The sequence below is a fragment of the Clostridium gallinarum genome (assembly GCF_014836325.1).
GTDB classification, from domain to species: domain Bacteria; phylum Bacillota; class Clostridia; order Clostridiales; family Clostridiaceae; genus Clostridium; species Clostridium gallinarum.
Genome location: NZ_JACSQZ010000092.1, coordinates 1 through 6,991 on the forward strand (window position 1 = coordinate 1; position 6,991 = coordinate 6,991).

General features: G+C 30.6%; 3 protein-coding genes, 8 tRNA genes and 1 rRNA gene. 11 read left to right on the forward strand and 1 reads right to left on the reverse strand.

Going from position 1 to position 6,991, the window contains the following annotated elements; all coding sequences use genetic code 11:
* The 10 genes from H9660_RS15330 to H9660_RS15375 all read left to right on the forward strand — a co-directional run bounded on the left by H9660_RS15330 (nt 1) and on the right by H9660_RS15375 (nt 6,186).
* A tRNA-Arg gene (locus H9660_RS15330) sits at nt 1-77 on the forward strand.
* Nucleotides 78-83: 6 nt separating this feature from the next.
* Nucleotides 84-159: transfer RNA gene (locus H9660_RS15335), tRNA-His, on the forward strand.
* Between the two features lie 8 nt (nt 160-167).
* Nucleotides 168-242: transfer RNA gene (locus tag H9660_RS15340), tRNA-Gln, on the forward strand.
* 4 nt (nt 243-246) lie between these two features.
* Nucleotides 247-322: transfer RNA gene (locus tag H9660_RS15345), tRNA-Lys, on the forward strand.
* An 8-nt stretch (nt 323-330) separates the two neighbouring features.
* Nucleotides 331-414 (forward strand) — tRNA-Leu (locus tag H9660_RS15350).
* A gap of 24 nt (nt 415-438) precedes the next feature.
* Nucleotides 439-513, forward strand: a tRNA-Gly gene (locus tag H9660_RS15355).
* A 6-nt stretch (nt 514-519) separates the two neighbouring features.
* Nucleotides 520-593: transfer RNA gene (locus H9660_RS15360), tRNA-Gly, on the forward strand.
* Nucleotides 594-899: 306 nt separating this feature from the next.
* Nucleotides 900-2,879, forward strand: coding sequence for a type I pullulanase (gene pulA / locus H9660_RS15365; RefSeq protein ID WP_191751256.1), 1,980 nt, complete (start codon nt 900-902; stop codon nt 2,877-2,879).
* 274 nt (nt 2,880-3,153) lie between these two features.
* Nucleotides 3,154-3,345 (forward strand): YwbE family protein, encoded by a 192-nt coding sequence (locus tag H9660_RS15370; protein ID WP_191751257.1) that lies wholly within the window; start codon nt 3,154-3,156, stop codon nt 3,343-3,345.
* 51 nt (nt 3,346-3,396) lie between these two features.
* Nucleotides 3,397-6,186 (forward strand): helicase-related protein, encoded by a 2,790-nt coding sequence (locus H9660_RS15375; protein ID WP_191751258.1) that lies wholly within the window; start codon nt 3,397-3,399, stop codon nt 6,184-6,186.
* A gap of 221 nt (nt 6,187-6,407) precedes the next feature.
* Here the strand turns inward: H9660_RS15375 and H9660_RS15380 are convergent.
* Nucleotides 6,408-6,484 (reverse strand) — tRNA-Arg (locus H9660_RS15380).
* Nucleotides 6,485-6,925: 441 nt separating this feature from the next.
* Between H9660_RS15380 and H9660_RS15385 the strand changes: the two genes are divergently transcribed.
* Nucleotides 6,926-6,991 (forward strand): 16S ribosomal RNA (locus H9660_RS15385); the annotation flags it as partial.

Here is a 6,991-nt window from a genome sequence, read left to right on the forward strand (position 1 = left end):
GCGTGTTTAGCTCAGCTGGATAGAGCAACGCCCTTCTAAGGCGTGGGCCAGGAGTTCGAATCTCTTAACACGCACCATTAATGGTGAACGTAGTTCAGTTGGTAGAGCGCCAGTTTGTGGCACTGGTTGTCGTGGGTTCGAGTCCCATCGTTCACCCCATTAAATACTGGGATATCGCCAAGCGGTAAGGCACCGCACTTTGACTGCGGTATTCGTAGGTTCGAATCCTGCTATCCCAGCCATTTTGGTTTACTAGCTCAATCGGTAGAGCACTTGACTTTTAATCAAGGTGTACCGGGTTCGATTCCCGGGTAAGCCACCAATATATATGCAGATGTGGCGGAATTGGCAGACGCACTAGACTTAGGATCTAGCGCCATTGGCGTGGGGGTTCGACTCCCTTCATCTGCACCATATATATTAAAGTTGAAAAAATAAGCGGAAGTGGCTCAATGGTAGAGCGTCACCTTGCCAAGGTGAATGTTGCGGGTTCGAGTCCCGTCTTTCGCTCCATAATATGCGGGTGTAGCTCAATGGTAGAGCCCTTGCCTTCCAAGCAAGTTACGTGAGTTCGATTCTCATCACCCGCTCCAAATAAAGCTTACAAGTTTTTGTAGGCTTTTTTTATTTATATGAAAGTATAAAAAGTTATTCCTTATTATTAACTATTTATACTTTCCTTCCTTCAGTTTGCAAAGAGATAAACATTGTATGAGGTTGACCTAGTAATTTTTTATATAATAACAAAAAAATATTAGATAATTTGTATTAAAAACAAATATGCTCAATAAAAGAAAAAGGAGCATTTTTTTATAATATAATTTATGTAGATAGGGTAAAGCTTCGTATGAAAAATAGAGTTAATTACGAGCAAAGTATAAATTTAGGGGGAAGAGATTATGATTAGGTTATTCAATAAATATGAAATAGAAGATTTTGATAAATTATATGAATATACTGGAGAGTTAGGATCTATTTATAGCAAAGATAAAACTTGCTTTAAAATTTGGGCACCATTAGTAGATTCAGTTAAGGTTATTTTTTACGGTAAGGATGGATATAATTATAATTCTTCTAAAAGAGAAATTATAAATATGAATTATAAAAATAGCGGAGTTTGGGAAGTTGAGATTAAGGAAGATTTAGATGGAGAATTTTATAACTATATTATAAAAAGAGATAATGTAGAAGTTGAAGTAGTAGACCCATATGCTAAAGCTGTTGGAGTTAATGGTAAGAGAGGAATGGTAATTAATTTAGAAAAAACTAATCCATATGGCTGGAATAATCATAGTATTCCTAAGTTTAATAAAGCAATAGACTCTATTATTTATGAAACTCATATAAGAGATTTTACAATAGATAGTAATTCTGGAGTGCCTGATAATATAAAGGGAAAATTTAAAGGATTTTATTATGATACATCAGTTGAAGTTAATAAAATAAAAACTGGATTAAATCATTTAAAAGAATTAGGGGTAAATGTTATTCAACTACTTCCTTGTTTTGATTATAAGACTGTAGATGAAAGAAGATTTAATGAAGAAGAATATAATTGGGGATATGATCCTTTAAATTATAATGTACCAGAAGGTTCATATTCAACAAATCCATACTTTGGTGAGGTTAGAATAAAAGAATTTAAGGAACTTATAATGAATTTACATGAAAATGGCTTTAAAGTTGTTATGGATGTAGTTTTTAATCATACAGCTGATACTGAAGAGTCTAATTTCAATAAAATATTACCTAATTATTATTATAGAGTAAATAAAGATGGAAGTTTTTCAAATGGTTCAGGTTGTGGTAATGAAATAGCATCTGAAAGAGTTATGGTAAGAAAGTATATATTAGATTCACTTAAACATTGGGTAAATGAATATAAAATTGATGGTTTTAGATTTGATTTAATGGGATTACATGATATTGAAACAATTAAAAGTGTTAGAAAAGAATTTGATGAAAATATATTAATATACGGAGAAGGCTGGAAAGCAAGCACATCTCCAATAAATAATGAAGATTTATCTTTAAAAGAGAATATATATATATTTGAGGATTTACAAGTGGGGGTATTTAGTGATGATATAAGGGATGCTATAAAAGGAAGTGTCTTTGAAGAAGAAGAAGGTGCTTTTGTTAATGGAGCTGAGGGCTATGAAGAAACTCTTAAATTTGGAATAGTAGCATCAACAAACCACAAGGATATTAGTTTTGATAAGCTTAGTTACTCTAAAATACCTTGGGCAAATGAACCTTATCAAGTAATAACATATACTTCTGCTCATGATAATTATACTCTTTGGGACAAGCTGGCTTTAGTTAAACCATCGGCTACAAAAGAAGAAAGAGTAAGGATGAATAAACTAGCTGCTGCAATAATACTAACATCTCAAGGGATACCTTTTATTCATTCAGGAGATGAAATACTTAGAACAAAAAAAGATTTAAATGGGAAGTTAATAGAAAATAGTTATAAATCATCTGATTATGTAAATAAGTTTGATTGGACTAGAAAAGAAAAATATATTGATGTATTTAATTATTATAAAGGATTAATAAGGTTAAGAAAGGAGCATAAAATTTTTAGATTAAGTACAGCTAAAGAAATTAATGATAATATTAATTTTCTTGATTTCGAAGATAATACTAAAAATATTGTTGCTTATATAGCTCATGGAGAAAATATTAGTGATTCACTTGGGAAAATAGTAGTTATTTTTAATGGGAATAGAAATAGTGTAGAATTAAATTTAAATCATAATAAATTTAGCGTTATTTTAGATGTTAACAATATAAATGATAAAGGGATTTATGAAGTTAATAGCAATATAATTAAGGTTGAACCTATATCAGCTTTAATTTTAAGATATTTATAAAATTTAAATAAAAAGAAGAAGAAGGTTTAGAGTTAATAAATAAAGAAGTTATAGTTAGCCGATAAAAGGAGAAGTTCTTCCTATAGGAATAGTTAAAGATGAAGTGATTTCAAATCTCTTTAGTAAAGTTTTGCTAAAGAGATTTTTTCATTTATGGGCTTAGAATTCATTTTATAGAGATAGAACCTTCAAACTCTTCGTCTAGAGTTTTAGTTTAAGAAAGTGAATATTTAGGATATAATTATAAGGATAAGTAAAGTAGATAGGAGAAAAAATGACAGGTACAACTAGAAGTAACATTAAAATTGGAGCAAAGGTATTAGTAGTGCAAAAGCAGGATCAACCTACTGGTAAATTAACTGAAGGAGTAGTAAAAAGAATACTAACTAATTCAGAGAAGCACCATCATGGTATAAAGGTAATGCTTGAAAGTGGCATTGTAGGAAGAGTAAAGGAAATAATATAAATATAAGACTATTAGATAATCACAACAATGAAAATATAGGAGCGTGATAATATGAGCTCAATAAAATGTACATTAAGAAAAGAGACGAAAAATGAAATAAATAGGTACATAGATAATGAATTTATCATTGAAATGATAAAAGAAATATACAGTTATATAAATACAATGCATAAGGTTAAAATTGATGATTCAAATTTTGATAAAGAAAATGCGGAATCAAGGGTTATATTAATGGATAATGGACCCTTTAATATTTATGATTACATATATACAAAGGATTTTTTATATGAATTATCATTTGATGGAACTTATATAAAGGAGTTAGATGAAAGTGAACTTAAAGGGAATGTTAAGGGAAGATCAAAGTACATCCCTGCAAAAATTACAGAAGATTCTAAGGTTTTATATAAATATGTCCCAAAGGATATTGCCACTGTTTTATATGAAAAAGTGGAAAAGTCAATGGAAAAGAGAAAGGGAGATCTCTATAAGGATTTTAAGAAGAAATACAATAGAGATTATCTTTTTAATAGTGTTAGATGGTACAAAAGGTCAAGGGATGGAAAAGTTTATTGTGATATAGATTTAGATGAGTTAGATGAAAGTAAAAAAATTAAGCTAGAGGAGCAAATTAAGACAGAGATAGGAAATGCCTATAAAATAAGGTGGGCAAGTGATGTATCTTCAAAGGTAGCGTCCCTTGAAAATAAGCTTTTATTAGATGTTTATGATGAGGGGTGCAAGCTATTAGGGGTTAAAAATCAGTATTTACTAGAGAGTGTAGAGAGTGATAATAGTCAGGAAGAGAAAGATTTAATAGCTATTATGGTAGAAAATTCTAAGGAGGCTACAGAGTCTTCTAAAGGAGTAAATAGGCTAAAGGTTAAGGTGGTTAATTCCTTTGAAAAGTATATAAATAACCTTATTAATATGAAAGTCTACAAAACAAAGGACCATATGAATCTATTTTTAAATGATGCTAGGGAAATTATTTTTGGATACTATAAAAGTGTTAGTTTAAAAGGCTTTAGTAAAGAACTTAAGGACAAGGGACATTTAGTAAATAAGCTAATTGAAAAAGTAGCTATAATTGAAAATATAATATATAAAGAATATCAACTTAAAAATCCAAAGGCTCCAAAGCTTTATGATATTGAGCTTCAGGAGGAGTGTATTCCATGGATTTGCATAAAGGGATTACTTTGGACATCGGAAAATATATATGTAAAAAATAAGGTTAGGGATGAGTTAGAGGAAATAATTTTAGACAACCCAATAGATGAGTATAAAGAAGCTAGAGCTATGAAGAGGCATTTTTATCTTCATATTGGAGATACAAATACAGGAAAAACCTACTCAAGTATTGAACGTCTTATGGAGGCTGAAACAGGGGTGTATTTAGCACCACTTAGACTTCTAGCCTTAGAAATACAAGATAAACTTAACTCTCAAAATATACGCTGTTCATTGCTTACAGGGGAAGAGGAAGATATAAAAAATCATGCATCCCATGTTTCATCTACAATAGAAAAGCTTCAGCTTGGCACACCTTATGATATTTGTGTTATTGATGAGGCTCAAATGATTGGAGATAAGCAAAGAGGATGGGCGTGGACAAGAGCTATAATAGGTGTTTTAGCACCTGAAATACATATTTGTATGGCTCCTGAAGCAAAGGATATTATAATAAAGCTTATAAAGGACTGTAATGATACTTATGAAATAATAAATCACAAAAGAGATACAGATCTAATATTTGAAGATAAAAAGTTTAATCTTAAAACTGATATTAAAAAGGGTGATGCCTTAGTTGTTTTTGGCAAAAAGAAGGCACTTGCAGTTTCAGCAGAGCTTTTAAATAACAATATAAAAACAAGTATTATTTATGGATCCCTTCCATACTCTACAAGAAAAAAGCAATTTGAAAGATTTTTAGATGGCGAAACAGAGGTTATAGTATGCACAGATGCCATAGGAATGGGTGTAAACCTACCTATAAAGCGTATTGTATTTTTAGAAACAAGAAAGTTTGATGGGGTTTCTCAAAGAAAGCTAATGGTTTCAGAAATAAAACAAATAGCAGGAAGAGCAGGGCGTAAAGGAATTTATGAAAAGGGATATGTTGCTTCAACATCTGATGGAAACTTAATAAAATCAGCATTAACAGCAAAGACAAACAAAATAGAAAAATGCTATATAGAAATTCCAGATTCCCTTTTAGAGCTAGATATTGAAATTATAGATGCATTAAAAACGTGGAGCCTAGCACCTATTAAGGGGTATTATAAAAAGCCAGATGTCACCACAATAATATTCCTTTTAAATAGATTAAAGGCGCTCAAGGTTAAGGCTTCAAAAGAGGACCTTTTAAAGATGGCAACAATTCCTTTTGAAGAAAATAACAAGAGGGTATTGGCTCTATGGGAAGAGTATTGCATTATGTACAGCAAGGGTGTAGTCAATTTAAGAAGACCAAAGCTTAATGAAATAGTAAATGCAAAAAAAGAGCTAGATGAGCTGGAATGCTACTATAAATCACTAGAGCTTAACTACTCCTTCTCAAAAAACTTCAAGTTAATAGTAGACAATGAATATATAGCTAGAGAAAAAGAATATACAGCAAATAAGATAAATGATCTACTTTTAACAAGTCTACTAAACCATGAAAGAGTATGTATTGATTGTGGAAAAAAATTATCATGGGACCATCCAAGTGAAAGGTGTAGGATCTGTAAAGAAAAGCTTTATTTTTTAAAGGGGGATGGCTATAGACCAAGATTTAGAGACTTTAGGAGAGATAGAGACTATAGAAATAGAAGAAGTAGAAAGAGGTTTTTATAAATTACAAAGTAAATTATAGATGCATTCCATAGCAGATAGGCCAATCTATGATTTGTGATAGTCGCTTTCTCAGAATGTTTATTTTGTTTGAGAGATATTGGATGAAATTAAGATAATTAATAAAGAAAAAGTGCTAATCTTTGAATGATAGGCACTTTTTCTTTGATTTTAATCTTTACTTTAAATAAGAATAAGTAATTTTTCATCGGCAAGAGCCATTTTGGTGCACCTAGAGGGGCTCGAACCCCCGACGCCTGGATTCGAAGTCCAGCACTCTATCCAACTGAGCTATAGATGCAAAAAATAATTACAAAATATATTATATAATGAATAAAATTTAATTACTAGATTTAAATAAAAAAACATAAATTAGAGGGAAAATATATATAAAATCATATATAATAATCTTAAACATATCCTAGCGTATCAATATATGTAAAATAAAGAAATTTGCTAAATAATTAAGTATTTTAGATATATTTTATCATAAATGCTATATAAATAAAATCATAAAATTTAAGCTGTGATAGAATAGTCAATGTCCTTGAGAGCGGCGTTAAACAAAAGAAAAAAATGTGTTGACAACGAAAAATCAAGGTGATAATATAAAGGAGTCGCTTGAAGCGGCTAAGAAAATGATCTTTGAAAATTGAACAGAATATAAGTTAAGTAAAATAAACCAGCAATTCTTTTAAGTCTAAATTTAGACTCAAGGTAATTTGAGCAAAAGATTAAACTTTTTATTGAGAGTTTGATCCTGGCTCAGGACGAACGCTGGCGGCGTGCCTAACACATGCAAGTCGAG

Excerpts from the sequence above, each read along its gene's own strand:
- H9660_RS15375 (WP_191751258.1), top strand. The coding sequence starts at position 3,397 with ATGAGCTCAATAAAATGTACATTAAGAAAAGAGACGAAAAATGAAATA.
- pulA (WP_191751256.1), top strand. The coding sequence starts at position 900 with ATGATTAGGTTATTCAATAAATATGAAATAGAAGATTTTGATAAATTA.
- H9660_RS15370 (WP_191751257.1), top strand. The coding sequence starts at position 3,154 with ATGACAGGTACAACTAGAAGTAACATTAAAATTGGAGCAAAGGTATTA.